We start from the raw sequence: 24,774 nt of genomic DNA on the forward strand, positions 1-24,774 counted from the left end.
GAGGAGTCTTGTTATGACAAAAACAATTGCAATCAATGCGGGAAGTTCAAGTTTGAAATGGCAATTATACTTAATGCCAGAAGAAAAAGTATTGGCGAAAGGTTTGATTGAACGTATCGGTTTGAAAGATTCAATTTCAACTGTAAAATTTGATGGTCGTTCTGAGCAACAAATTTTGGATATCGAAAATCATACACAAGCTGTTAAAATCTTATTGGATGACTTGATTCGTTTCGATATTATCAAGGCTTATGATGAGATTACAGGTGTTGGACACCGTGTTGTTGCAGGTGGAGAATATTTCAAAGAATCAACAGTCGTTGAGGGAGATGTTTTAGAAAAAGTTGAAGAGTTGAGCTTGTTGGCTCCTCTCCACAATCCAGCCAATGCAGCAGGTGTTCGTGCCTTCAAGGAATTGTTGCCAGACATTACGAGTGTAGTTGTTTTTGATACTTCATTCCACACAACTATGCCAGAGAAAGCTTATCGCTACCCTCTACCAACAAAATATTACACAGAAAACAAGGTTCGTAAATACGGTGCCCACGGAACAAGCCACCAGTTTGTAGCAGGAGAAGCTGCAAAACTCTTGGGACGTCCATTAGAAGACTTGAAGTTGATTACTTGCCACATCGGTAATGGTGCTTCTATTACAGCTGTTAAGGGTGGCCAATCTGTCGATACATCAATGGGCTTCACTCCACTTGGTGGTGTGATGATGGGTACTCGTACAGGAGATATTGACCCAGCTATTATTCCTTATTTAATGCAATATACAGAGGACTTTAACACGCCTGAAGACATTAGTCGCGTCCTTAATCGTGAATCAGGGCTTATGGGTGTCTCAGGTAAATCTAGTGATATGCGTGATGTGATTGCTGCGAAAGAAGCAGGAGATCATGATGCTACCTTGGCCTATGAAATCTATATTGATCGTATCCAAAAACATATCGGTCAATACCTCGCAGTCCTAAACGGAGCAGATGCTATTATCTTTACAGCGGGTGTAGGAGAAAATGCAACCGATGTACGTGAAGATGTTATCTCAGGTATCTCTTGGTTTGGCTGTGATGTAGATCCAGAGAAAAATGTCTTTGGTGTGACTGGAGATATCTCTACCTCTGCAGCTAAGGTCCGTGTACTTGTTATTCCAACTGATGAAGAATTAGTAATTGCCCGTGACGTTGAACGCTTGAAAAAATAAGTAAAACTAGAAAAAATATTTAGGACAAGGAGTTGGGAAAGAGATTTTCCGGCTCCTTTTTCTGATGAAATTGTCCAAAACCTTGCTATGATTGGCTTTTTTGAAAAATATGGTATAATAGTAGTAATTTAATAGATGGAGTTGAGTTTTGAAGAAAAACTTTCGTGTAAAAAGAGAGAAAGATTTTAAGGCGATTTTCAAGGAGGGGACAAGTTTTGCCAATCGCAAGTTTGTTGTCTACCAACTAGAAAATCAGAAAAATCATTTTCGAGTAGGTCTATCAGTTAGCAAAAAACTGGGGAATGCCGTCACTAGAAATCAAATTAAGCGACGGATTCGGCATATTATCCAGAATGCAAAAGGGAGTCTGGTAGAAGATGTCGATTTTGTTGTCATTGCTCGAAAAGGGGTCGAAACCTTGGGATACGCAGAGATGGAGAAAAATCTACTCCACGTATTAAAATTATCAAATATTTACCAGGAAGGAAATGGGAGTGAAAAAGAAACTACAGTTGACTAGTTTGCTAGGACTGTCTCTATTGATCATGACAGCCTGTGCGACTAATGGGACAACTAGCGATATTACAGCCGATTCGGCTGATTTTTGGAGTAAATTTGTTTACTTCTTTGCGGAAATCATTCGCTTTTTATCGTTTGATATCAGTATCGGAGTGGGGATTATCCTCTTTACGGTCTTGATTCGTACAGTTCTCTTGCCAGTCTTCCAAGTGCAAATGGTAGCTTCTAGAAAAATGCAAGAAGCTCAACCACGCATTAAGGCGCTTCGAGAACAATATCCAGGTCGAGATATGGAAAGTAGAACCAAGCTAGAGCAAGAAATGCGTAAAGTCTTTAAAGAAATGGGTGTCAGACATTCAGATTCTCTTTGGCCGATTTTGATTCAGATGCCGGTTATCTTGGCCTTGTTCCAAGCTCTATCAAGAGTTGACTTTTTAAAGACAGGTCATTTCTTATGGATTAACCTTGGTGGTGTGGATACAACCCTTGTTCTCCCGATTTTAGCAGCAGTATTTACCTTTTTAAGTACTTGGTTGTCTAATAAAGCCTTGTCTGAGCGTAATGGAGCTACGACTGCGATGATGTACGGGATTCCAGTCTTGATTTTTATCTTTGGGGTTTATGCTCCAAGCGGAGTTGCTCTCTACTGGGCAGTGTCCAATGCTTATCAAGTCTTGCAAACCTATTTCTTGAACAATCCATTCAAGATTATTGCAGAGCGCGAGGCAGTAGTTCAGGCACAGAAAGATTTGGAAAATAGAAAAAGAAAAGCCAAGAAAAAGGCTCAGAAAACGAAATAATAAGGAGGAATCTGGTAATGGTAGTATTTACAGGTTCAACTGTTGAAGAAGCAATCCAGAAAGGATTGAAAGAATTAGATATTCCAAGAATGAAGGCTCATATCAAAGTCATTTCTCGCGAGAAAAAAGGATTTCTTGGTTTATTTGGTAAAAAACCAGCCCAAGTGGATATCGATGCTATTAGTGAAACGACAGTTGTAAAAGCAAACCAACAAGCTGTAAAGGGAGTTCCGAAGCAAATTAATGATTTGAATGAGCCTGTTAAAACAGTCAGTGAAGCAACGGTTGATTTGGGTCATGTTGTAGAGGCAATTAAAAAGATTGAGGAAGAAGGCCAAGGTATTTCTGATGAAGTCAAGGCTGAAATCTTGAAAAATGAAAAACATGCTAATACCATTTTAGAAGAAACTGGTCACATTGAGATTTTAAATGAATTACAACTTGAAGAAACTGCTCTCGAAGGAGAAGTAGAAACGCCTATTATTGAAAGCCAAACTGAGCAAACTGAAAGTCAAGAACTAGAAGAATTGGGCTTGAAGGTTGAACCGAGCTTCGATATTGAACAAGTAGCTACGGAAGTAACGACTTATGTTCAAACAATTATTGATGACATGGATGTTGAAGCCACACTTTCAAATGATTATAACCGTCGTAGCATCAATTTACAAATTGATACAAATGAGCCAGGGCGTATTATCGGTTATCATGGTAAAGTCTTGAAGGCCTTGCAACTGTTGGCTCAAAATTATCTTTACAACCGCTATTCAAGAACCTTCTACATTACAATCAATGTCAATGATTATGTCGAACACCGTGCAGAAGTCTTGCAGACCTATGCGCAAAAATTGGCGACTCGTGTTTTAGAAGAAGGACGCAGTCATCAGACAGATCCAATGTCGAATAGCGAACGCAAGATTATCCATCGTATTATTTCACGTATGGATGGTGTGACCAGTTACTCTGAAGGTGACGAGCCCAATCGCTATGTCGTTGTAGATACAGAATAAGTAAAATCAGGGTCCTCCTGATTTTTTGCTAGTTAGAAGAGGTTAAGCGTATGTTTAATAAGATAAGAGACTATCTAGACTTTGCAGGTTTGCAGTACCGTAATCCAGATAAAGCTGGGGAAGAACGAGAGAAAATGCTGGAATTCCGTCATAAAGGCCAAGAGGCTCGAAAGGCTTTTACAGAACTGACTAAAGCATTTCAAACCAGTCATCCAGAATGGCAACTCCAACAGACTAGCCAGTGGATGAACCAAGCGCAGCGCTTGCGACCACACTTCTGGGCTTATATACAGCGTGAGGGGAAAGTGACAGAACCTATGTTGGCTCTTCGTTTGTATGGAGTACCCTCTGATTTTGGTGTCTCACTAGAAGTTAGTTTTATTGAGCGCAAGAAAGATGAGCAAACTTTGGAGAAACAAACCAAGGTATTAGAAGTTCCAGTTGTAGAAGGAATTTATTATCTAGCCTACTCTGATGGCCAAAGTCAATGGTGGGAGGCGAACGAAGAAAATCGTCAGGTCTTAGTCGAGAAGGTAGGCAGCCAAGAAATCCGAAAAGTGTTAGTTAAGGCAGATGTTTCTGTGACAGAAAATTCATCTGAAGAAGATATCGTGGAAAATTTACTGAAATCTTATGATAAAATTCTTCCATTTTATCTAGCTACGAGAAATTAAGCTAATCATTAAAATATCATAAATCATACAGTCCAAGAGTGAACAGTCCGCTGTGTAATTCTTGGTCTTTTTGTTTACGCTTTCAAAGTATATAATAAACCTACAAAAACAATTCAAAAGGAGAACAATTATGGAAGTCATTTCAAGTGTTCTAAATTGGTTTTCTAGCAATATTTTGCAGAATCCCGCATTTTTCGTAGGTTTATTGGTGTTGGTAGGATACGCACTTTTGAAAAAACCTGCCCATGACGTTTTCTCAGGGTTTGTTAAAGCAACAGTAGGGTATATGTTGCTCAACGTGGGTGCGGGTGGTTTGGTTACAACCTTCCGTCCGATCTTAGCAGCCCTTAACTACAAATTCCAAATTGGTGCAGCGGTTATCGACCCTTACTTTGGACTTGCTGCAGCAAACAACAAAATTGCAGCAGAGTTTCCAGATTTTGTTGGAACTGCAACTACAGCTCTATTGATTGGTTTCGGAATAAATATCTTGCTCGTAGCTCTTCGCAAGATTACGAAGGTAAGAACCCTCTTTATTACTGGTCACATCATGGTACAACAAGCTGCAACAGTATCTCTTATGGTTCTATTCTTAGTACCACAATTGCGCAATGCTTACGGTACAGCAGCGATTGGTATCATCTGTGGACTTTACTGGGCAGTTAGTTCAAATATGACTGTTGAGGCAACTCAACGCTTGACTGGTGGTGGCGGATTTGCGATTGGTCACCAACAGCAATTTGCAATCTGGTTTGTAGATAAAGTAGCAGGACGCTTTGGTAAGAAAGAAGAAAGTTTAGACAATCTTAAATTACCTAAGTTCCTCTCAATCTTCCACGATACAGTTGTTGCATCTGCTACCTTGATGCTCGTATTCTTCGGAGCCATTCTTTTAATCTTGGGTCCAGACATTATGTCTAATAAAGAAGTCATCACTTCAGGAACTCTATTCAATCCTGCTAAACAAGATTTCTTTATGTACACTATCCAAACAGCCTTTACCTTCTCAGTTTACTTGTTCGTTTTGATGCAAGGTGTCCGCATGTTCGTATCTGAGTTGACAAACGCCTTCCAAGGTATTTCAAACAAATTGTTGCCAGGTTCATTCCCAGCGGTGGACGTTGCAGCTTCTTATGGATTTGGTTCTCCAAACGCTGTCTTGTCAGGATTTGCCTTTGGTTTGATTGGTCAATTGATCACAATTGTCTTGCTCATCGTCTTTAAAAATCCGATTCTTATTATTACAGGATTTGTACCAGTGTTCTTTGACAATGCAGCCATTGCGGTCTACGCTGATAAACGCGGCGGATGGAAAGCGGCTGTTATCCTATCATTCATCTCAGGTGTTCTCCAAGTTGCTTTAGGAGCTCTCTGTGTAGCTCTTCTTGATTTAGCATCTTATGGTGGTTACCATGGAAATATCGACTTTGAATTCCCATGGCTTGGATTTGGATATATCTTCAAATACCTTGGTATTGTTGGTTATGTACTTGTGTGTCTCTTCTTGCTTGTTATTCCTCAACTTCAATTTGCCAAAGCAAAAGATAAAGAGAAATATTACAACGGTGAAGTTCAAGAAGAAGCTTAGTATCTAGAAAAAGGAGAAATAAAATGGTTAAAGTATTAGCAGCGTGCGGAAATGGAATGGGTTCATCAATGGTTATCAAGATGAAGGTCGAAAATGCTCTCCGTAAGCTTAATCAAACAGATTTTACAGTCAATTCATGCAGTGTCGGTGAAGCTAAAGGTTTAGCAGCAGGATATGACATCGTAATCGCTTCTCTTCATTTGATTCAAGAATTGGAAGGGCGAACTAATGGGAAGTTAATTGGGCTTGACAACTTGATGGATGATAAAGAAATCACTGAAAAACTCAGTCAAGCACTACAGTAAAAGGTTGGAGGGGGTTGGACAGAAACTGAGAGTTATCGTTTCTGTCCTTCTCCCTCTTTAAATAAAGGAGGCAGATATGAATTTAAAACAAGCTTTAATTGACAATGACTCGATCCGACTAGGTTTAGAGGCTCACGATTGGAAAGAAGCAGTCAAGGTAGCAGTAGATCCCTTGATTGAAAGTGGGGCAATTTTGCCAGAGTATTACGATGCTATCATTGAATCGACTGAAGAGTATGGCCCTTACTATATCTTGATGCCAGGTATGGCTATGCCCCACGCTAGACCTGAAGCGGGTGTGCAAAGTGATGCCTTTTCATTGATTACCTTACAAAATCCTGTTGTATTTTCAGATGGGAAAGAGGTATCTGTTTTGTTGGCACTAGCAGCAACAAGCTCAAAAATTCACACAAGTGTAGCAATTCCACAAATCATTGCCCTGTTTGAATTAGAAGATTCTATTGCACGTTTACAGGCTTGCCAGACTAAAGAAGATGTCTTGGCTATGATTGAAGAATCTAAGGATAGCCCTTATCTCGAAGGATTGGATTTGGAAAGTTAGAAAGAGGAATAAAGAAATGACAAAAAGAATACCTAATTTACAAGTTGCATTAGATCATTCAGACTTGCAAGGAGCGATTAAAGCAGCTGTTTCTGTTGGTCAGGAAGTAGATATTATCGAAGCTGGAACTGTTTGCTTGCTTCAAGTTGGAAGTGAACTGGTTGAAGTCTTGCGTAGCCTTTTCCCGGATAAGATTATTGTGGCAGACACAAAATGTGCTGATGCTGGTGGAACAGTTGCTAAAAATAATGCGGTTCGTGGAGCAGACTGGATGACTTGTATCTGTTGTGCAACCATCCCTACTATGGAAGCAGCTCTAAAGGCTATCAAGACTGAACGAGGAGAACGAGGCGAAATCCAGATCGAGCTTTATGGCGATTGGACTTTTGAACAAGCTCAGCTTTGGCTAGATGCAGGTATCTCACAAGCTATTTATCACCAATCTCGTGATGCTCTTCTTGCTGGTGAAACTTGGGGTGAAAAAGACCTTAATAAGGTTAAAAAACTCATTGACATGGGCTTCCGTGTATCTGTAACAGGTGGTCTAGATGTAGATACTCTCAAACTCTTTGAAGGTGTTGATGTCTTTACCTTTATCGCAGGTCGTGGAATTACAGAGGCTGTGGATCCAGCAGGAGCAGCGCGTGCCTTCAAGGATGAAATCAAACGAATTTGGGGGTAAACTATGGTACGTCCAATTGGAATTTATGAAAAGGCAACCCCGATACACTTTACTTGGCTAGAACGTTTAAATTTTGCAAAGAAGTTAGGCTTTGATTTTGTCGAGATGTCTATTGACGAACGTGATGAGCGTTTAGCAAGACTTGACTGGAGTAAGGAAGAACGCTTGGAAGTTGTCAAAGCAATCTATGAAACTGGTGTTCGTATTCCTTCTATCTGTTTTTCAGGCCATCGTCGCTACCCATTGGGATCAAATGATCCAGTTCTAGAGGAAAAATCTCTGGAACTCATGAAAAAATGTATCGAATTAGCTCAGGATTTGGGAGTTCGTACGATTCAATTAGCTGGTTACGACGTTTACTATGAGGAAAAGTCACCCCAGACACGCCAACGTTTTATCAAAAATTTGAGAAAAGCCTGTGACTGGGCTGAAGAAGCTCAGGTGGTACTTGCTATTGAAATTATGGATGATCCTTTTATCAATAGTATCGAAAAATACTTGGCTGTAGAAAAGGATGTTGACTCTCCCTACCTTTTTGTATATCCAGATATTGGGAATGTGTCTGCATGGCATAATGATGTCTATAGTGAGTTCTATCTAGGTCACCATGCTATCGCAGCTCTCCATCTCAAGGATACTTATGCAGTGACAGAAAGTTCAAAGGGCCAGTTCCGAGATGTAACTTTTGGGCAAGGTTGTGTCAAATGGGAAGAAGCTTTCGATATTTTAAAACAAACCAATTATAATGGACCTTTCCTAATCGAAATGTGGTCTGAAAATTGTGAAACTGTAGAAGAAACACGCGCAGCCATTCAAGAGGCGCAAGCTTTTCTCTATCCACTAATTAAGAAAGCAGGTTTGATGTAAGATGAATCAAGTAATAAACGATATGCGTAAACGAGTCTGTAATGCCAATCAATCATTACCAAAACATGGACTTGTCAAATTTACCTGGGGGAATGTATCTGAAGTCGATCGGGAACTCGGTGTCATTGTTATCAAACCATCAGGTGTGGATTATGACGAATTGACACCAGAAAACATGGTAGTGACTGATCTAGATGGTAAGGTCCTAGAAGGGGATTTAAGACCATCTTCTGATCTTCCAACTCATGTGCAGTTATATAAGGCTTGGTCAGAAATTGGTAGTGTGGTCCACACTCATTCGACAGAAGCTGTTGGTTGGGCTCAGGCAGGTCGTGATATTCCTTTCTACGGAACAACCCATGCAGACTATTTCTACGGTTCAATCCCTTGCGCCCGTAGTTTGACCAAGGACGAAGTAGAAGTGGCCTATGAAAAAGATACTGGCCTGGTTATCGTAGAAGAGTTTGAACGTCGCGGTCTCAATCCTGTTGAAGTACCAGGTATTGTTGTACGCAATCACGGTCCATTCACCTGGGGCAAAAATCCAGAGAATGCTGTTTATCACTCTGTCGTACTAGAGGAAGTATCAAAGATGAATCGCTTTACAGAACAAATCAATCCAAGAGTTGAACCTGCTCCCCAGTACATTCTAGAAAAACACTACCAACGTAAGCATGGACCAAATGCTTATTACGGTCAAAAGAAATAAGAAATTGAATTGAAAAGAGGCTAGGACCTTTCAATCCAAGCCTCGCTTTTGTAATTGTAAGTATTCGTTGTTAAGAGACTACTGTTGATAATTGAAATGCGTTAGTGAATGTGATACTATTATAAAGTTGTTTTCAAGGCAGTTGATTGATAGAGGAGTATGAAATATGGTACTGGATAAGGCAAGTTGTGATTTGCTTCAATATTTGATGGATCAAGAAACGTCCAAAACGATTATGGGGATTTCGAAAGATTTGAAAGAGTCAAGAAGGAAAATTTATTATCACATTGACAAAATCAATGCTGCTCTGGGTGACGAGGCGCTTCACATCATTAGTATTCCACGAATTGGTATTCACTTAACGGAAGAGCAGAGAGATGCTTGTTGTGAACTATTATCGGAAGTAGATTCGTACGATTATATCATGAGTGCGCATGAACGTATGATGATAATGTTACTATGGATAGGTATTTCTAAAGAACGTATTACGATTGAAAAATTGATGGAGTTAACAGAGGTGTCTAGGAATACTGTTCTCAATGATTTGAATAGTATTCGTTATCAACTAACTTTGGAACAATATCAGGTGACCTTGCAAGTGAGCAAGTCACAGGGATACCATCTTCATGCCCACCCTCTTAATAAAATTCAGTATCTTCAATCGCTTCTATATCATATTTTTATGGAAGAAAATGCCACTTTTGTATCTATTTTAGAAGATAAGATGAAAGAGAGGTTAGATGGTGAGTGTTTGCTTTCTGTTGAAATGAACCAATTTTTTAAGGAACAGGTTCCTTTAGTTGAACAAGATTTAGGGAAGAAAATAAATCATCATGAAGTAACTTTTATGTTGCAGGTTCTACCTTATTTGCTGTTAAGCTGTCATAATGTTGAACAGTATCAAGAAAGACATCAGGATATAGAGAAAGAATTTTCTTTGATAAGAAAAAGAATAGAGTATCAGGTGTCTAAGAAATTAGGAGAACGGTTGTTTCAAAAGTTTGAAATTTCTTTGTCAGAACTTGAAGTTTCTCTTGTAGCTGTTCTTCTCCTCTCCTATCGTAAAGATTTGGATATTCATGCAGAAAGTGATGATTTTCGGCAATTAAAACTTGCTTTAGAAGAATTTATCTGGTATTTTGAATCACAAATCCGAATGGAGATTGAGAACAAGGATGATTTGTTAAGAAATTTGATGATCCACTGTAAAGCCTTGTTATTTAGAAAGACTTACGGTATTTTTTCTAAAAATCCTCTAACAAAACAAATTCGATCCAAGTATGGAGAATTATTTTTAGTCACTAGAAAATCTGCGGAAATTTTAGAAGGAGCATGGTTTATTCGGCTAACAGACGATGATATTGCCTATTTGACGATTCATATTGGAGGATTTTTAAAGTATACACCATCGTCTCAAAAAAATATGAAAAAAGTTTATCTTGTTTGTGATGAAGGTGTTGCGGTTTCGAGACTTTTGCTGAAACAATGCAAACTTTATTTTCCAAATGAGCAAATTGGCACTGTATTTACAACAGAACAATTTAAGAGTGTGGAAGATATTGCACAAGTTGATGTAGTGATTACTACTAATGATGATTTGGATAGCAGATTTCCGATTTTAAGGGTTAATCCTATCCTTGAAGCAGAAGATATTTTGAAAATGCTAGACTATCTTAAACACAATATATTTCGTAATGAGAGCAAAAGTTTCAGTGAAAATCTTTCTAGTCTTATTTCGTCTTATATTGTAGACAGCAAGTTGGCTAGTAAGTTCCAAGAAGAGGTTCAAACACTTATAAATCAAGAAATAGTAGTTCAAGCTTTTTTGGAAGATATTTGAAGGACAGTCCAATGATGAACACAAACCTGTGTTTTTCTTGGTCTTTTTTAGTGTTTTGAAGGGTGGTATACTAGTTTCAAAGATAACAATTATATCCAAAGGAGGCAACATATGCCAAACGTCAAAGAAATTACAAGAGAGTCATGGATTTTAGCTACTTTCCCAGAGTGGGGAACATGGTTGAACGAAGAAATCGAAGAAGAAGTCGTACCTGAAGGCAATTTTGCCATGTGGTGGCTAGGCAACTGTGGTACTTGGATTAAGACACCATGTGGTGCTAACGTTGTCATGGACCTTTGGTCAAACCGTGGAAAATCAACTAAAAAAGTGAAAGATATGGTTCGTGGGCACCAAATGGCAAATATGGCAGGTGTTCGTAAGTTGCAACCAAATTTGCGTGTTCAGCCAATGGTTATTGATCCATTTGCTATCAACGAACTCGACTACTACTTGGTTTCACACTTCCATAGTGACCATATCGATCCATACACAGCTGCAGCAATTCTCAACAATCCTAAGTTAGAGCATGTTAAGTTTATCGGTCCTTACCACTGTGGACGAATCTGGGAAGGATGGGGTGTTCCAAAAGAACGTATCATCGTTGTTAAACCAGGTGACACTATCGAATTAAAAGATATGAAGATTCATGCAGTAGAATCATTTGACCGTACTTGTTTGGTAACTCTCCCAGTGAACGGTGCTGATGAGACAGGCGGTGAACTTGCTGGCTTAGCTGTTACAGATGAAGAAATGGCTCAAAAGGCTGTTAACTATATCTTTGAAACACCAGGTGGAACCATCTATCATGGTGCAGATTCTCACTTCTCAAACTATTTTGCAAAACATGGTAAAGACTTTAAAATTGATGTTGCTTTGAATAACTATGGTGAAAATCCGGTAGGTATCCAAGATAAAATGACATCTATCGACCTTCTTCGTATGGCAGAAAATCTGCGTACCAAAGTCATTATCCCAGTTCACTATGATATCTGGTCTAACTTCATGGCTTCTACTAATGAGATTCTAGAACTTTGGAAAATGAGAAAAGATCGCTTGCAATACGATTTCCATCCATTTATCTGGGAAGTTGGCGGTAAGTACACTTATCCTCAAGATCAACACTTAGTAGAATACCATCATCCACGTGGTTTTGATGATTGTTTTGAACAAGACTCTAACATTCAATTTAAAGCTTTGCTATAATATAAAAATATTCTTTGGAGGTTATCCGTATGTTGCATGATACGGATAATTTTCATATAATAGTAGAATAGAATGTGTGATCTAATAATCACCTCAAATAGAAAGGAAATTCTATGTCAAATCTATCTGTTAATGCAATTCGTTTCCTAGGTATTGACGCTATCAACAAAGCCAACTCAGGTCACCCAGGTGTGGTTATGGGAGCAGCTCCGATGGCTTACAGCCTCTTTACAAAACAACTTCGTATCAATCCAGCTCAACCAAACTGGATTAACCGCGACCGTTTTATTCTTTCAGCTGGTCATGGTTCAATGCTTCTTTATGCCCTTCTTCACCTTTCTGGTTTTGAAGATGTCAGCATGGATGAGATTAAGAGCTTCCGTCAATGGGGTTCAAAAACACCAGGTCACCCAGAATTTGGCCATACAGCAGGGATTGATGCTACAACAGGTCCTCTAGGTCAAGGGATTTCAACTGCCACTGGTTTTGCCCAAGCAGAACGTTTCTTGGCAGCCAAATATAACCGCGAAGGCTACAATATCTTTGACCACTATACTTATGTTATCTGTGGAGACGGAGACTTGATGGAAGGTGTTTCAAGTGAGGCAGCTTCATACGCAGGTTTGCAAAAACTGGACAAGTTGGTTGTCCTTTACGATTCAAATGACATCAACTTGGATGGTGAGACAAAGGATTCATTTACAGAGAGTGTTCGTGACCGTTACAATGCCTACGGTTGGCATACAGCCTTGGTTGAAGATGGAACAGACTTAGAAGCAATCCATGCTGCTATCGAGACAGCTAAGGCTTCAGGCAAGCCATCTTTGATTGAAGTGAAAACTGTTATTGGATACGGTTCTCCAAATAAACAAGGAACTAATGCCGTACACGGTGCTCCTCTTGGAGCAGATGAAACTGCAGCAACTCGTCAAGCTCTCGGTTGGGACTACGATCCGTTTGAAATCCCAGAACAAGTATATGCTGATTTCAAAGAACATGTTGCAGACCGTGGCGCATCAGCTTATGAAGCTTGGGTAAAATTAGTTGCTGATTATAAAGAAGCTCATCCAGAACTGGCAGCAGAAGTAGAAGCCATTATTGATGGACATGATCCAGTTGAAGTGACTCCAGCAGACTTCCCAGCTTTAGAAAATGGCTTCTCTCAAGCAACTCGTAATTCAAGCCAAGATGCCTTGAATGTAGTGGCAGCTAAGTTACCAACTTTCTTGGGTGGTTCAGCTGACCTAGCTCACTCAAACATGACTTATATCAAGACTGATGGACTTCAAGATGATGCCAATCGCTTGAACCGCAACATTCAGTTTGGTGTTCGTGAATTTGCAATGGGAACGATCTTGAACGGGATGGCTCTTCATGGTGGACTTCGTGTATACGGTGGAACTTTCTTCGTCTTCTCTGACTATGTGAAGGCAGCTGTCCGCTTGTCAGCCTTGCAAGGTCTTCCTGTGACTTATGTCTTTACTCACGATTCAATTGCAGTTGGGGAAGATGGTCCAACGCACGAACCAGTTGAGCATTTAGCAGGTCTTCGTGCTATGCCAAATCTAAATGTTTTCCGTCCAGCAGATGCGCGTGAAACTCAAGCAGCTTGGTATCTTGCAGTGACAAGTGAGAAAACGCCAACTGCCCTTGTCTTGACACGTCAAAACTTGACTGTCGAAGAAGGAACGGACTTCGACAAGGTTGCTAAAGGTGCCTATGTTGTCTATGAAAATGCATCCGACTTTGATACTATCTTGATTGCAACAGGTTCAGAGGTCAATCTTGCTGTCTCGGCTGCCAAAGAATTGGCTAGTCAAGGAGCAAAAGTCCGCGTAGTCAGCATGCCATCTACAGATGTCTTTGATAAACAAGATGCAGCATACAAGGAAGAAATTCTTCCAAATGCAGTTCGCCGTCGTGTTGCAGTCGAAATGGGTGCAACTCAAAACTGGTACAAATACGTTGGTCTAGATGGTGTTGTTCTTGGTATTGATACTTTCGGAGCCTCTGCCCCAGCACCAAAAGTATTGTCAGAATATGGCTTTACTGTAGAAAATCTTGTAAAAGTCGTTCAAAACTTGAAATAATCCTAAAAATCAGGGCGCAGGCTCTGATTTTTCTTACTAGAAAAGCAAGGTACAATCTTGTAAAAGTAGCTGAAATTTGATATAGTAGTCCTATGTAAAAGACAAAGGAGAATATAATGGAATCACAATATACATTTTTAATCATTCTTTTGGCTATGGTTGGCTTGATGTTCTTTACGCAACGTTCTCAAAAGAAACAAGCGCAAAAACGTATGGAAAGTTTAAACAAACTGCAAAAAGGTTATGAAGTTATTACAATCGGTGGACTTTACGGAACAGTCGATGAAGTAGATACGGAGAAGAGAACGATTGTTCTTGATGTAGATGGAGTTTACTTGACTTTTGAACTAGCTGCTATCAAGACAGTATTACCGCTGAAAGAAACAGCTTCACTCGAAGGCGCAATTGAAAAATAAGACGGGATTACTAACTCCCGTTTTTCTATAGAAGAAAGGAAATGGGATGAAAAAACTAGTCTTTGTCTGTCTGGGAAATATTTGCCGTAGCCCTATGGCTGAGTTTGTTATGAAATCAATGACAGATAACTACGAAATCCAAAGTCGAGCGACTTCCTCTTGGGAACATGGTAATCCGATTCATAAGGGCACTCAAGGGATTTTTCAACAGTATCAAATTCTGTATGACAAGAACAAAACATCGCTTCAGATTAGTAAGGAAGATTTTGAAGACTTTGATTATATTATCGGAATGGATGCTTCAAATGTTTCTGACTTACGTCAGATGTGTCCAGGAGACTGTCAAGATAAGATTCACTTATTTGCATCTGAAAGTGTTCCAGATCCTTGGTATACAGGAGATTTTGAAGAGACTTATCGGCGTGTTCAAGAGGGATGCCAAGTGTGGTTAGAACGTTTAGAGGAGAGTGAATATGGAGAATTTTAAGAATTTCTATGGGAAATATCATGTCTATCTGAGTCGTTCTCATTTAGAGATTTTAGCCGCAGTAACGATTGTTTTTTGTGCGGTACTAGTCTTTTTTCTAAATATTCCCGGAAAAGGTGTCTTAAAACTCGATAATGGAAATATTGTTTACGATGGCAGTCTTGTCCGTGGTAAAATGAATGGGCAAGGTACCATTACCTTCCAAAATGGAGACCAATATACAGGTGGTTTCAACAATGGAGCCTTCAATGGAAAAGGTACCTTTCAATCTAAAGAAGGCTGGACCTACGAAGGTGATTTTGTAAATGGTCAGGCTGAAGGAAAAGGGAAACTAACAACAGAACAAGAAGTTGTTTATGAAGGGACTTTTAAACAAGGCGTTTTTCAACAAAAATAAAGCCTCCTTATCAAAGGAGGTATTGTTAGCATCTAAAAGTAAGCGCTTACTAGAAAATCTATCTCTTTCCAAGTCCCTTTTCCAAGTAAGTTTGTGAAATAAAAAATATTTGAAATTAATTTCACAAACTCTAAATAAAAAATTTGATAAGTAAAGAGAATAAGAAAAAATTCACAAACAATAAAAAATTCTTTGTGAAATGTTTATGAAACTGTTTACAAAGTTGAAATAATGCGTTATAATAAACTTGTGAAAAAATTAACAAAGGATATCGATCCTTGAAAGCTATGGAGGAAAATATGGCTGATAAAAAAACTGTGACACCAGAGGAAAAGAAACTCGCTGCTGAAAAGCATGTCGACGGCTTGGTGCAAAAAGCTTTAGTTGCTCTTGAGGAAATGCGTAAACTCGACCAAGAGCAAGTTGACTACATCGTAGCCAAAGCGTCAGTGGCAGCTTTGGATGCCCACGGAGAATTGGCTTTACATGCCTTTGAAGAAACAGGACGTGGTGTATTCGAAGATAAAGCGACTAAGAACTTGTTTGCTTGTGAACACGTGGTAAACAACATGCGCCACACTAAAACAGTTGGCGTTATCGAAGAAGACGATGTAACAGGTTTGACTCTCATCGCTGAACCGGTTGGTGTTGTCTGTGGTATTACTCCTACAACAAACCCAACATCAACAGCAATCTTCAAATCATTGATTTCATTGAAGACACGTAATCCAATTGTCTTTGCCTTCCACCCATCAGCTCAAGAATCATCAGCTCACGCAGCTCAAATCGTTCGTGATGCTGCGATTAAAGCAGGAGCGCCTGAAAACTGTGTACAGTGGATCACTGAACCATCTATGGAAGCAACTAGTGCCCTTATGAACCACGAAGGTGTTGCAACAATCCTTGCAACAGGTGGTAATGCCATGGTTAAAGCTGCATACTCATGTGGTAAACCAGCTCTTGGAGTAGGTGCCGGAAACGTTCCAGCTTATGTTGAAAAGTCAGCAAACATTCGTCAAGCTGCACACGATATCGTTATGTCTAAATCATTTGATAATGGGATGGTCTGTGCATCTGAACAAGCGGTTATCATTGATAAAGAAATTTACGATGAATTTGTAGCAGAGTTTAAATCATATCATACTTACTTTGTAAACAAAAAAGAAAAAGCACTTCTTGAAGAATTCTGCTTCGGCGTGAAAGCAAACAGCAAAAACTGTGCTGGTGCGAAATTGAACGCTGACATCGTTGGTAAACCAGCAACTTGGATTGCAGAGCAAGCAGGATTTACAGTTCCAGAAGGAACAAACATTCTTGCTGCAGAATGTAAAGAAGTTGGTGAAAACGAGCCATTGACTCGTGAAAAATTGTCACCAGTTATCGCAGTTTTGAAATCTGAAAGCCGTGAAGATGGTATTTCCAAAGCTCGTCAAATGGTTGAATTTAACGGTCTTGGTCACTCAGCAGCTATCCACACAGCTGACGAAGAATTGACTAAAGAATTTGGTAAAGCTGTTAAAGCTATTCGTGTTATCTGTAACTCACCTTCTACTTTCGGTGGTATCGGGGACGTTTACAATGCCTTCTTGCCATCATTGACACTCGGATGTGGTTCTTACGGACGTAACTCAGTTGGGGATAACGTTAGTGCCATTAACCTTTTGAATATCAAAAAAGTCGGAAGACGGAGAAATAACATGCAATGGATGAAACTTCCTTCAAAAACATACTTTGAACGTGATTCAATTCAATACCTTCAAAAATGTCGTGACGTTGAACGTGTCATGATCGTTACTGACCATGCCATGGTAGAGCTTGGTTTCCTTGATCGTATCATCGAACAACTTGATCTTCGTCGCAATAAGGTTGTTTACCAAATCTTTGCTGATGTAGAACCAGATCCAGATATCACTACAGTTGAACGTGGTACTGAAATCATGCGTGCCTTCAAACCAGATACAATCATCGCTCTTGGTGGTGGATCTCCAATGGATGCTGCTAAAGTAATGTGGCTCTTCTATGAACAACCAGAAGTGGACTTCCGTGACCTTGTTCAAAAATTCATGGATATCCGTAAACGTGCCTTCAAATTCCCATTGCTTGGTAAGAAGACTAAATTCATCGCAATCCCAACAACATCTGGTACAGGATCTGAAGTAACACCATTTGCCGTTATCTCTGATAAAGCAAATAACCGTAAATATCCAATCGCTGACTACTCATTGACACCAACCGTGGCAATCGTAGACCCTGCTTTGGTATTGACAGTTCCTGGATTTGTTGCTGCGGACACTGGTATGGACGTATTGACCCATGCGACTGAAGCTTACGTATCACAAATGGCTAGCGACTACACTGACGGTCTTGCACTTCAAGCCATCAAACTTGTATTCGAAAACCTTGAAAGCTCAGTTAAGAATGCAGACTTCCACTCACGTGAGAAAATGCATAACGCTTCAACAATCGCTGGTATGGCCTTTGCCAATGCCTTCCTAGGTATTTCTCACTCAATGGCCCATAAGATTGGTGCGCAATTCCACACAATCCACGGTCGTACAAATGCAATCTTGCTTCCATACGTTATCCGTTACAACGGTACTCGCCCAGCTAAGACAGCTACATGGCCTAAGTACAACTACTACCGTGCAGACGAGAAATATCAAGATATCGCTCGTATGCTTGGACTTCCAGCTTCTACACCAGAAGAAGGGGTTGAATCTTTTGCAAAAGCTGTTTACGAACTCGGTGAGCGCGTAGGTATCCAAATGAACTTCAAAGCACAAGGTGTTGACGAAAAAGAATGGAAAGAACATTCACGTGAATTGGCCTTCCTTGCTTATGAAGACCAATGTTCACCTGCAAACCCACGTCTTCCAATGGTTGACCATATGCAAGAAATCATCGAAGATTCTTACTATGGTTACAAAGAAAGACCAGGACGCCGTAAATAATTGTTATCAGCCTAGAGGCAGGAATTCCCTGTCTCTTTTCTTGTGGAATTGGAGTGTTGAAAATAATTTTTAGCTTTTCTATTTTTTACTTTTCATTTGAAAAGGAAAGTGGGAAATGACTAGGTAGACAAAGAAAGACAGCAGTATAGGCTTTTGAAGGAGAAAGAAAAATAAGTGGGGTATAGACAAAAAACAACGCCCGTACTTGCAATTCAACTCAAATAGTTATATAATAGGTTTGTTGAAAGGTGATTTGTAGTGATTCAAGTTACTCTTTTCACAATAAAAATTTCATGATTTTCATAAGGAGGAAATCACTAATGGTAGTTAAAGTTGGTATTAACGGTTTCGGACGTATCGGTCGTCTTGCTTTCCGTCGTATCCAAAACGTAGAAGGTGTTGAAGTTACTCGTATCAACGACCTTACAGATCCAGTTATGCTTGCACACTTGTTGAAATACGACACAACTCAAGGTCGTTTCGACGGTACTGTTGAAGTTAAAGAAGGTGGATTTGAAGTTAACGGTAAATTCATCAAAGTTTCTGCTGAACGTGATCCAGAACAAATCGACTGGGCTAACGACGGTGTAGAAATCGTTCTTGAAGCTACTGGTTTCTTTGCTAAGAAAGCAGCTGCTGAAAAACACTTGCACGCTGGTGGAGCTAAAAAAGTTGTTATCACTGCTCCTGGTGGAAACGACGTTAAAACAGTTGTATTCAACACTAACCACGACGTTCTTGACGGTACTGAAACAGTTATCTCAGGTGCTTCATGTACTACAAACTGCTTGGCTCCAATGGCTAAAGCTCTTCAAGACAACTTTGGTGTTGTTGAAGGATTGATGACTACTATCCACGCTTACACTGGTGACCAAATGATTCTTGACGGACCACACCGTGGTGGTGACCTTCGCCGTGCTCGCGCTGGTGCTGTAAACATCGTTCCTAACTCAACTGGTGCTGCAAAAGCTATCGGTCTTGTAATCCCAGAATTGAACGGTAAATTGGACGGAGCTGCTCAACGTGTTCCTGTTCCAGCAGGTTCTGTAACTGAGTTGGTAGCAGTTCTTGAAAAGAACGTTACTGTTGACGAAGTGAACGCAGCTATGAAAGCAGCTTCAAACGAATCATACGGATACACTGAAGATCCAATCGTATCTTCAGATATCCTAGGTATGTCTTACGGTTCATTGTTTGACGCAACTCAAACTAAAGTTCTTGACGTTGACGGTAAACAATTGGTTAAAGTTGTATCATGGTACGACAACGAAATGTCATACACTGCACAACTTGTTCGTACTCTTGAATACTTCGCAAAAATCGCTAAATAATTCATGAGTCGATAAAAAGCAAGGCCTCTGGTCTTGCTTTTTAAATATTTAAAAATGGATGACGCTATCATCCATTCTTTTTTAACTCTTTTTCAAAAGTATCTGATAGGGTAGTGAAGCTTAATTTCTCTAGAGTAAGCGGATGGGTAAAGGACAGTCGAAAGGCGTGGAGCATAAGCCGACTCGTCTTTGATTTGCTATTATAGAGAGGGTCACCCAGGATCGGGAAGTTATGATGCGAAAGGTGCACACGAATCTGATGGGTTCGCCCTGTCTTTAGTTTGCAACGAACCAAGGAAGTTTTGTTTGGGAATTGCTTTAATCTGCTTACATGTGTTTCAGCATATTGTCCATTTTTTGTATCAACTACTCGTTTTCTGCGATCATGGCGATCACGTCCGATTTTGTCTTTGAAAACAAGTTCTTTTCTGTTGATATTTCCATCAATTAGAGCCCAATATTCCCTAGAAATCTCTTTTTTCTCCAATAAGCGATTGAGAATAGGCAGGATAAAAGGATTTTTGGCAAAGAGAACCAAACCACTGGTTTCCATGTCTAGACGATGAACGACATAGCAGGTTTGTCCAATATAGGCACTGACATGGTTAAGAAGGGCGATTTCGTTTGGTTGGTTACCGTGGGTTTTCATACCCTCAGGTTTGTTGACAATAATCAAGTGTTGGTCTTGATAAACTTCCTGAACTAAGTCTGGGTTTCCCCAAGGAATTTCTTTTTTGGGATAATCTTCCTTGTCAAAAGTCAATTGGCAAACATCGCCAGGTTTCACCACCTCGTTCCAATGAACTTCTCGCTGATTAATCAAAATATGTTTCTTGGTTCTCAAAAAATGCCGGATTTTTCTAGGGATGAGGAGTTGCTCTTCTAGTAATTGCTTCACCGTCATTTGAGGTAAAGAGGATGGTAATGTAAATGTGAATTGCATACAGATATTGTAACAAAAAAAGCCTTATTTGGATAGGAAATAGCTAAATTCTTGTCTTCCTATGATGAAGATGATAAAATAAACGCATGAAATTAGATAAATTATTTGAGAAATTTCTTTCCCTTTTTAAAAAAGAAACAAGTGAATCAGAGGATTCTGATTCTACTAGCTTGCGTCGTTCTCGCAGTGATAGAAAAAAATTAGCCCAAGTGGGTCCGATTCGAAAATTCTGGCGTCGCTATCATCTAACAAAGATTGTCCTTATACTAGGTTTGAGTGCAGGCTTGCTAGTTGGAACCTATTTATTTGCTGTAGCCAAGTCAACCAATGTTAACGATTTGCAAAATGCCTTGAAAACTCGGACTATCATTTTTGACCGTGAAGAAAAAGAGGCTGGTGCCTTGTCTGGTCAAAAGGGAACCTACGTTGAATTGACTGATATCAGTAAAAATTTGCAGAATGCCGTTATTGCGACAGAAGACCGTTCTTTCTATAAAAACGACGGGATTAACTATGGTCGTTTCTTCTTGGCGATTGTTACGGCTGGTCGTTCAGGTGGTGGTTCTACTATTACTCAGCAGCTGGCTAAAAACGCCTATTTGTCACAGGATCAAACTGTTGAGAGAAAAGCAAAAGAATTTTTCCTGGCCTTAGAATTAACAAAAAAATATAGTAAGGATCAAATTCTAACCATGTACCTTAACAACGCTTATTTTGGAAATGGTGTGTGGGGTGTAGAAGATGCGAGTAAGAAATACTTTGGAGTTTCTGCATCAGAAGTGAGTCTCGATCAAGCTGCGACTCTGGCAGGGATGCTCAAAGGACCGGAACTGTATAACCCCTTGAATTCTGTAGAAGATTCTACCAATCGGCGCGATACTGTTTTGCAAAATATGGTTGCAGCAGGATATATTGATAAAAATCAAGAAACCGAAGCTACGGGAATTGATATGACGTCGCAATTGCACGATAAGTATGAAGGAAAAATTTCAGATTACCGTTACCCCTCTTATTTTGACGCTGTGGTTAATGAAGCAGTTTCCAAGTATAATCTAACAGAGGAAGAAATTGTCAATAATGGATACCGCATTTATACAGAGCTGGACCAAAACTACCAAGCAAATATGCAGGTTGTCTATGAAAATACATCGCTATTTCCGAGGGCAGAGGATGGAACATTTGCTCAATCAGGAAGTGTAGCTCTCGAACCGAAAACAGGGGGAGTTCGTGGAGTTGTCGGTCAAGTTGCTGGCAATGATAAAACTGGATTCCGGAATTTCAACTATGCAACTCAATCAAAACGTAGCCCTGGTTCTACAATCAAGCCTTTAGTTGTTTATACGCCAGCAGTTGAAGCAGGCTGGGCTTTGAATAAGCAGTTGGATAACCATACCATGCAGTACGACAGCTATAAAGTTGATAACTATGCAGGAATCAAAACGAGTCGAGAAGTTCCTATGTATCAAGCCTTGGCAGAATCGCTTAATCTACCTGCTGTTGCCACTGTTAATGATTTGGGCGTCGACAAGGCTTTTGAGGCAGGCGAAAAATTCGGGCTCAACATGGAAAAGGTCGACCGTGTTCTTGGTGTCGCCTTGGGAAGTGGTGTCGAAACCAATCCTCTGCAAATGGCTCAAGCATATGCTGCCTTTGCAAATGAAGGTTTAATGCCTGAAGCTCATTTTATTAGTAGAATTGAAAATGCTAGTGGACAAGTTATTGCAAGCCATAAAAATTCACAAAAACGGGTGATTGATAAGTCTGTAGCTGATAAGATGACCAGTATGATGTTAGGGACATTCACTAACGGTACCGGTATTAGTTCATCGCCTGCAGATTATGTAATGGCAGGAAAAACTGGTACAACTGAAGCGGTTTTCAATCCAGAATATACAAGTGATCAGTGGGTAATTGGTTATACACCGGATGTAGTGATTAGTCACTGGCTTGGTTTCCCGACGACTGATGAAAATCACTATCTAGCTGGCTCTACTTCAAACGGTGCAGCCCATGTCTTTAGAAACATTGCCAATACCATTTTACCTTATACGCCAGGAAGTACCTTTACGGTTGAAAATGCTTATAAGCAAAATGGAATTGCACCAGCCAATACAAGAAATCAAGTGCAGAGTAATGAAACGAATCAGACGGATGATACCCTTTCTGATATTAGAAGTCGTGCGCAAAATCTGGTAGATGAGGCCAGTCGTGCTATCTCGGATGCTAAAATTAAGGAAAAGGCTCAAACGATATGGGATTCGGTAGTCAATCTATTTCGTTAAGATGCTTGTCAAAGCCTAGCTTTCTTGTTATAATAGATAAGATGGAGGCGTTATGGCACTAAAAAAAGCAAGCCTAGCTTGTGCGGTTTGTGGTTCGAGAAACTATTCAATAAAGATCAGCGGAAACCCCAAGCCAACACGACTAGAAGTAAATAAATTTTGTAAACATTGTGGTAAGCACACTATACATAGAGAAACGAGATAGGAGAGAGCGATGCGTTTTATTGGAGATATTTTTAGACTTCTTAAAGACACAACATGGCCAACTCGCAAGGAAAGCTGGAGAGATTTTCGTTCTATCATGGAATACACAGCTTTTTTTGTAGTAATTATTTACATTTTTGACCAGTTGATTGTTTCAGGTTTGATTCGATTTATTAACATTTTTTAGAAGGCTAGTGGAGTTATTTACACTAGATATCTTCTATTATGAAAGGAAATATCATGGATAGTTTTGATAAAGGGTGGTTTGTTTTACAAACTTATTCTGGTTATGAAAATAAGGTAAAAGAAAATCTATTACAACGTGCACAAACCTACAATATGTTGGATAATATTCTACGCGTTGAAATTCCAACACAAACAGTGCAAGTTGAAAAAAATGGAAAGAGAAAAGAAATAGAAGAAAATCGCTTTCCAGGTTATGTTCTTGTAGAAATGGTCATGACAGATGAAGCTTGGTTTGTTGTTCGAAACACACCAAACGTTACAGGATTCGTTGGATCTCACGGAAATAGATCAAAACCAACTCCATTATTGGAACAAGAAATTCGTGACATTTTGGTATCTATGGGACAAACTGTTCAAGAATTTGATTTCGATGTTGAGGTTGGTCAAACTGTACGTATTATTGATGGCGCTTTTGCAGACTACACTGGTAAGATTACAGAAATTGATAATAACAAAGTAAAAATGATTATCTCTATGTTTGGTAATGACACAGTTGCAGAAGTAAACCTAAACCAAATCGCAGAATTATAACCCTGAGAGAGGCTTGTCCTCTCTTTTTTGTGCAGTTGAGACGGTGAAGAGAACAGAATGGATGAAATGGCCCCAATTAGCTTCTTGATTTGATAGACTGTATCTAGAAAGGGGAAGCTTATGCTTAAAGAATTGTATGAAAAAGTCCAAGGAATTGTATACAAGTGTAGAAATGAATATTACCTTCATTTGTGGGAGCTATCGGATTGGGATCAAGAGGGGATGATTTGCCTACATGAATTGATTAGTAGAGAAGAAGGGCTTGTAGAAGATATCCCACGCTTACGTAAATATTTCAAAACCAAGTTTCGAAATCGAATTTTAGACTATCTCCGTAAACAAGAAAGTCAAAAACGGAGATATGATAAAGAGCTTTATGAAGAAGTGGGTGAGATAAGTCATCGTATAAGTGAGGGAGGACTCTGGCTAGACGATTATTATCTCTTTCATGAAACACTAAGAGATTATAGAAGTAAACAAAATAAAGAGCAACAAGAAGAGTTAGAACGCGTCTTAAGAGATGAACGCTTCCGAGGGCGTCAAAGAGTGCTAAAGGACTTACGTATTGTGTTTAAAGAGTTTGACATCCGTACTCATTAGGAATTCATGCAAAAAAGTAAAAAAAGTTTAAAAAAGATGTTGACAAAGTTTGAAAAGTCGGTATAATAGTAAGAGTTGAAAATAACAACTCTGGTCCGTTGGTCAAGGGGTTAAGACACCGCCTTTTCACGGCGGTAACACGGGTTCGAATCCCGTACGGACTATGGTATGTTACGGTGTGAAACACTTGATGAAAAATTTTAAAAAAAGTTTCAAAAAAGTGTTGACAAGCGAAAGCGACTGTGATATACTAATATAGTTGTCACTTGAGAGAAGTAAGTGACAAAGACCTTTGAAAACTGAACAAGACGAACCAATGTGCAGGGCACTACAACT

25 protein-coding genes and 1 tRNA gene are annotated in these 24,774 nt (G+C 39.6%); 25 read left to right on the forward strand and 1 reads right to left on the reverse strand.

Features of this window, described 5'->3' with window-relative positions; translation table 11 throughout:
- The first annotated feature begins 13 nt into the window (after positions 1-13).
- From O3636_RS08570 to gap, 19 genes are all read left to right on the forward strand, one after another.
- On the forward strand, positions 14-1,204 hold the full coding sequence (locus tag O3636_RS08570) for an acetate kinase (protein ID WP_371642684.1): 1,191 nt from the start codon (positions 14-16) through the stop codon (positions 1,202-1,204).
- A gap of 148 nt (positions 1,205-1,352) precedes the next feature.
- On the forward strand, positions 1,353-1,724 hold the full coding sequence (gene rnpA / locus O3636_RS08575; protein ID WP_371642686.1) for a ribonuclease P protein component: 372 nt from the start codon (positions 1,353-1,355) through the stop codon (positions 1,722-1,724).
- Positions 1,699-2,523 carry a membrane protein insertase YidC gene (locus tag O3636_RS08580; protein WP_217423022.1) on the forward strand — a complete coding sequence of 275 codons (825 nt, stop codon included), beginning with the start codon at positions 1,699-1,701 and terminating at the stop codon, positions 2,521-2,523. Before rnpA ends, O3636_RS08580 begins: the two co-directional genes overlap by 26 nt.
- Positions 2,524-2,540: 17 nt before the next feature.
- Positions 2,541-3,530 carry an RNA-binding cell elongation regulator Jag/EloR gene (jag, locus tag O3636_RS08585; RefSeq protein ID WP_173270361.1) on the forward strand — a complete coding sequence of 330 codons (990 nt, stop codon included), beginning with the start codon at positions 2,541-2,543 and terminating at the stop codon, positions 3,528-3,530.
- A 50-nt stretch (positions 3,531-3,580) separates the two neighbouring features.
- The gene (locus tag O3636_RS08590) at positions 3,581-4,204 is read left to right on the forward strand and encodes an HI_0552 family protein (protein ID WP_371642688.1); all 624 of its coding nucleotides are present in this window, start codon (positions 3,581-3,583) and stop codon (positions 4,202-4,204) included.
- A 130-nt stretch (positions 4,205-4,334) separates the two neighbouring features.
- Complete coding sequence (locus tag O3636_RS08595) at positions 4,335-5,792, forward strand: PTS ascorbate transporter subunit IIC (protein WP_371642690.1); 1,458 nt, start codon at positions 4,335-4,337, stop codon at positions 5,790-5,792.
- Positions 5,793-5,815: 23 nt separating this feature from the next.
- A complete protein-coding gene (locus O3636_RS08600; protein ID WP_000241466.1) occupies positions 5,816-6,097 on the forward strand; it encodes a PTS sugar transporter subunit IIB in 282 nt (93 codons plus the stop codon).
- Positions 6,098-6,173: 76 nt separating this feature from the next.
- The gene (locus O3636_RS08605) at positions 6,174-6,659 is read left to right on the forward strand and encodes a PTS sugar transporter subunit IIA (protein WP_001049924.1); all 486 of its coding nucleotides are present in this window, start codon (positions 6,174-6,176) and stop codon (positions 6,657-6,659) included.
- 16 nt (positions 6,660-6,675) lie between these two features.
- The gene (locus O3636_RS08610) at positions 6,676-7,341 is read left to right on the forward strand and encodes a 3-keto-L-gulonate-6-phosphate decarboxylase UlaD (protein ID WP_000166738.1); all 666 of its coding nucleotides are present in this window, start codon (positions 6,676-6,678) and stop codon (positions 7,339-7,341) included.
- 3 nt (positions 7,342-7,344) lie between these two features.
- A complete protein-coding gene (locus O3636_RS08615; protein WP_371642693.1) occupies positions 7,345-8,208 on the forward strand; it encodes an L-ribulose-5-phosphate 3-epimerase in 864 nt (287 codons plus the stop codon).
- A gap of 1 nt (position 8,209) precedes the next feature.
- Complete coding sequence (locus O3636_RS08620) at positions 8,210-8,917, forward strand: L-ribulose-5-phosphate 4-epimerase (protein ID WP_173218200.1); 708 nt, start codon at positions 8,210-8,212, stop codon at positions 8,915-8,917.
- A 166-nt stretch (positions 8,918-9,083) separates the two neighbouring features.
- Entirely contained in the window at positions 9,084-10,757 is a 1,674-nt protein-coding gene (locus O3636_RS08625; protein WP_371642695.1) for a transcription antiterminator, read from the forward strand.
- 111 nt (positions 10,758-10,868) lie between these two features.
- A complete protein-coding gene (gene ulaG / locus O3636_RS08630; RefSeq protein WP_173218202.1) occupies positions 10,869-11,960 on the forward strand; it encodes an L-ascorbate 6-phosphate lactonase in 1,092 nt (363 codons plus the stop codon).
- A gap of 113 nt (positions 11,961-12,073) precedes the next feature.
- Positions 12,074-14,050, forward strand: coding sequence for a transketolase (tkt, locus tag O3636_RS08635; protein ID WP_371642697.1), 1,977 nt, complete (start codon positions 12,074-12,076; stop codon positions 14,048-14,050).
- A gap of 116 nt (positions 14,051-14,166) precedes the next feature.
- A complete protein-coding gene (gene yajC / locus O3636_RS08640; protein WP_371642699.1) occupies positions 14,167-14,466 on the forward strand; it encodes a preprotein translocase subunit YajC in 300 nt (99 codons plus the stop codon).
- A 46-nt stretch (positions 14,467-14,512) separates the two neighbouring features.
- Positions 14,513-14,953, forward strand: a complete 441-nt coding sequence (locus tag O3636_RS08645; RefSeq protein ID WP_000737451.1) for a low molecular weight protein-tyrosine-phosphatase — start codon at positions 14,513-14,515, stop codon at positions 14,951-14,953.
- Complete coding sequence (locus tag O3636_RS08650; protein ID WP_261106032.1) at positions 14,940-15,350, forward strand: hypothetical protein; 411 nt, start codon at positions 14,940-14,942, stop codon at positions 15,348-15,350. Before O3636_RS08645 ends, O3636_RS08650 begins: the two co-directional genes overlap by 14 nt.
- Positions 15,351-15,649: 299 nt before the next feature.
- Complete coding sequence (gene adhE, locus O3636_RS08655) at positions 15,650-18,301, forward strand: bifunctional acetaldehyde-CoA/alcohol dehydrogenase (protein ID WP_049501897.1); 2,652 nt, start codon at positions 15,650-15,652, stop codon at positions 18,299-18,301.
- A gap of 320 nt (positions 18,302-18,621) precedes the next feature.
- Positions 18,622-19,632, forward strand: a complete 1,011-nt coding sequence (gap, locus tag O3636_RS08660; protein WP_000260662.1) for a type I glyceraldehyde-3-phosphate dehydrogenase — start codon at positions 18,622-18,624, stop codon at positions 19,630-19,632.
- Positions 19,633-19,699: 67 nt separating this feature from the next.
- Here the strand turns inward: gap and O3636_RS08665 are convergent, their stop codons facing one another.
- The gene (locus tag O3636_RS08665; protein ID WP_371642702.1) at positions 19,700-20,575 is read right to left on the reverse strand and encodes an RluA family pseudouridine synthase; all 876 of its coding nucleotides are present in this window, start codon (positions 20,573-20,575) and stop codon (positions 19,700-19,702) included.
- An 86-nt stretch (positions 20,576-20,661) separates the two neighbouring features.
- Here O3636_RS08665 and pbp2a point away from each other — a divergent pair, with 86 nt between their 5' ends.
- From pbp2a to O3636_RS08695, 6 genes are all read left to right on the forward strand, one after another.
- Entirely contained in the window at positions 20,662-22,857 is a 2,196-nt protein-coding gene (gene pbp2a / locus O3636_RS08670) for a penicillin-binding protein PBP2A (protein ID WP_371642704.1), read from the forward strand.
- A gap of 52 nt (positions 22,858-22,909) precedes the next feature.
- On the forward strand, positions 22,910-23,062 hold the full coding sequence (gene rpmG, locus O3636_RS08675) for a 50S ribosomal protein L33 (RefSeq protein ID WP_033674018.1): 153 nt from the start codon (positions 22,910-22,912) through the stop codon (positions 23,060-23,062).
- Positions 23,063-23,071: 9 nt separating this feature from the next.
- The gene (gene secE, locus O3636_RS08680; protein ID WP_001210991.1) at positions 23,072-23,248 is read left to right on the forward strand and encodes a preprotein translocase subunit SecE; all 177 of its coding nucleotides are present in this window, start codon (positions 23,072-23,074) and stop codon (positions 23,246-23,248) included.
- Between the two features lie 53 nt (positions 23,249-23,301).
- On the forward strand, positions 23,302-23,838 hold the full coding sequence (gene nusG, locus O3636_RS08685; protein ID WP_020901172.1) for a transcription termination/antitermination protein NusG: 537 nt from the start codon (positions 23,302-23,304) through the stop codon (positions 23,836-23,838).
- 120 nt (positions 23,839-23,958) lie between these two features.
- Positions 23,959-24,438 carry a sigma-70 family RNA polymerase sigma factor gene (locus O3636_RS08690; RefSeq protein WP_371642707.1) on the forward strand — a complete coding sequence of 160 codons (480 nt, stop codon included), beginning with the start codon at positions 23,959-23,961 and terminating at the stop codon, positions 24,436-24,438.
- 92 nt (positions 24,439-24,530) lie between these two features.
- Positions 24,531-24,602 (forward strand) — tRNA-Glu (locus tag O3636_RS08695).
- Positions 24,603-24,774 lie beyond the last annotated feature (172 nt).

This window comes from Streptococcus sp. 27098_8_76, from assembly GCF_041432315.1.
Classification (GTDB): domain Bacteria; phylum Bacillota; class Bacilli; order Lactobacillales; family Streptococcaceae; genus Streptococcus.

Bases quoted from the DNA above. Each gene is read 5' to 3' on its own strand.
- O3636_RS08570 (WP_371642684.1), top strand. From the start codon at position 14: ATGACAAAAACAATTGCAATCAATGCGGGAAGTTCAAGTTTGAAATGG.
- jag (WP_173270361.1), top strand. From the start codon at position 2,541: ATGGTAGTATTTACAGGTTCAACTGTTGAAGAAGCAATCCAGAAAGGA.
- O3636_RS08590 (WP_371642688.1), top strand. From the start codon at position 3,581: ATGTTTAATAAGATAAGAGACTATCTAGACTTTGCAGGTTTGCAGTAC.
- O3636_RS08595 (WP_371642690.1), top strand. From the start codon at position 4,335: ATGGAAGTCATTTCAAGTGTTCTAAATTGGTTTTCTAGCAATATTTTG.
- O3636_RS08600 (WP_000241466.1), top strand. From the start codon at position 5,816: ATGGTTAAAGTATTAGCAGCGTGCGGAAATGGAATGGGTTCATCAATG.
- O3636_RS08605 (WP_001049924.1), top strand. From the start codon at position 6,174: ATGAATTTAAAACAAGCTTTAATTGACAATGACTCGATCCGACTAGGT.
- O3636_RS08610 (WP_000166738.1), top strand. From the start codon at position 6,676: ATGACAAAAAGAATACCTAATTTACAAGTTGCATTAGATCATTCAGAC.
- O3636_RS08615 (WP_371642693.1), top strand. From the start codon at position 7,345: ATGGTACGTCCAATTGGAATTTATGAAAAGGCAACCCCGATACACTTT.
- O3636_RS08620 (WP_173218200.1), top strand. From the start codon at position 8,210: ATGAATCAAGTAATAAACGATATGCGTAAACGAGTCTGTAATGCCAAT.
- O3636_RS08625 (WP_371642695.1), top strand. From the start codon at position 9,084: ATGGTACTGGATAAGGCAAGTTGTGATTTGCTTCAATATTTGATGGAT.
- ulaG (WP_173218202.1), top strand. From the start codon at position 10,869: ATGCCAAACGTCAAAGAAATTACAAGAGAGTCATGGATTTTAGCTACT.
- tkt (WP_371642697.1), top strand. From the start codon at position 12,074: ATGTCAAATCTATCTGTTAATGCAATTCGTTTCCTAGGTATTGACGCT.
- yajC (WP_371642699.1), top strand. From the start codon at position 14,167: ATGGAATCACAATATACATTTTTAATCATTCTTTTGGCTATGGTTGGC.
- O3636_RS08645 (WP_000737451.1), top strand. From the start codon at position 14,513: ATGAAAAAACTAGTCTTTGTCTGTCTGGGAAATATTTGCCGTAGCCCT.
- O3636_RS08650 (WP_261106032.1), top strand. From the start codon at position 14,940: ATGGAGAATTTTAAGAATTTCTATGGGAAATATCATGTCTATCTGAGT.
- adhE (WP_049501897.1), top strand. From the start codon at position 15,650: ATGGCTGATAAAAAAACTGTGACACCAGAGGAAAAGAAACTCGCTGCT.
- gap (WP_000260662.1), top strand. From the start codon at position 18,622: ATGGTAGTTAAAGTTGGTATTAACGGTTTCGGACGTATCGGTCGTCTT.
- O3636_RS08665 (WP_371642702.1), bottom strand. From the start codon at position 20,575: ATGCAATTCACATTTACATTACCATCCTCTTTACCTCAAATGACGGTG.
- pbp2a (WP_371642704.1), top strand. From the start codon at position 20,662: ATGAAATTAGATAAATTATTTGAGAAATTTCTTTCCCTTTTTAAAAAA.
- rpmG (WP_033674018.1), top strand. From the start codon at position 22,910: ATGGCACTAAAAAAAGCAAGCCTAGCTTGTGCGGTTTGTGGTTCGAGA.
- secE (WP_001210991.1), top strand. From the start codon at position 23,072: ATGCGTTTTATTGGAGATATTTTTAGACTTCTTAAAGACACAACATGG.
- nusG (WP_020901172.1), top strand. From the start codon at position 23,302: ATGGATAGTTTTGATAAAGGGTGGTTTGTTTTACAAACTTATTCTGGT.
- O3636_RS08690 (WP_371642707.1), top strand. From the start codon at position 23,959: ATGCTTAAAGAATTGTATGAAAAAGTCCAAGGAATTGTATACAAGTGT.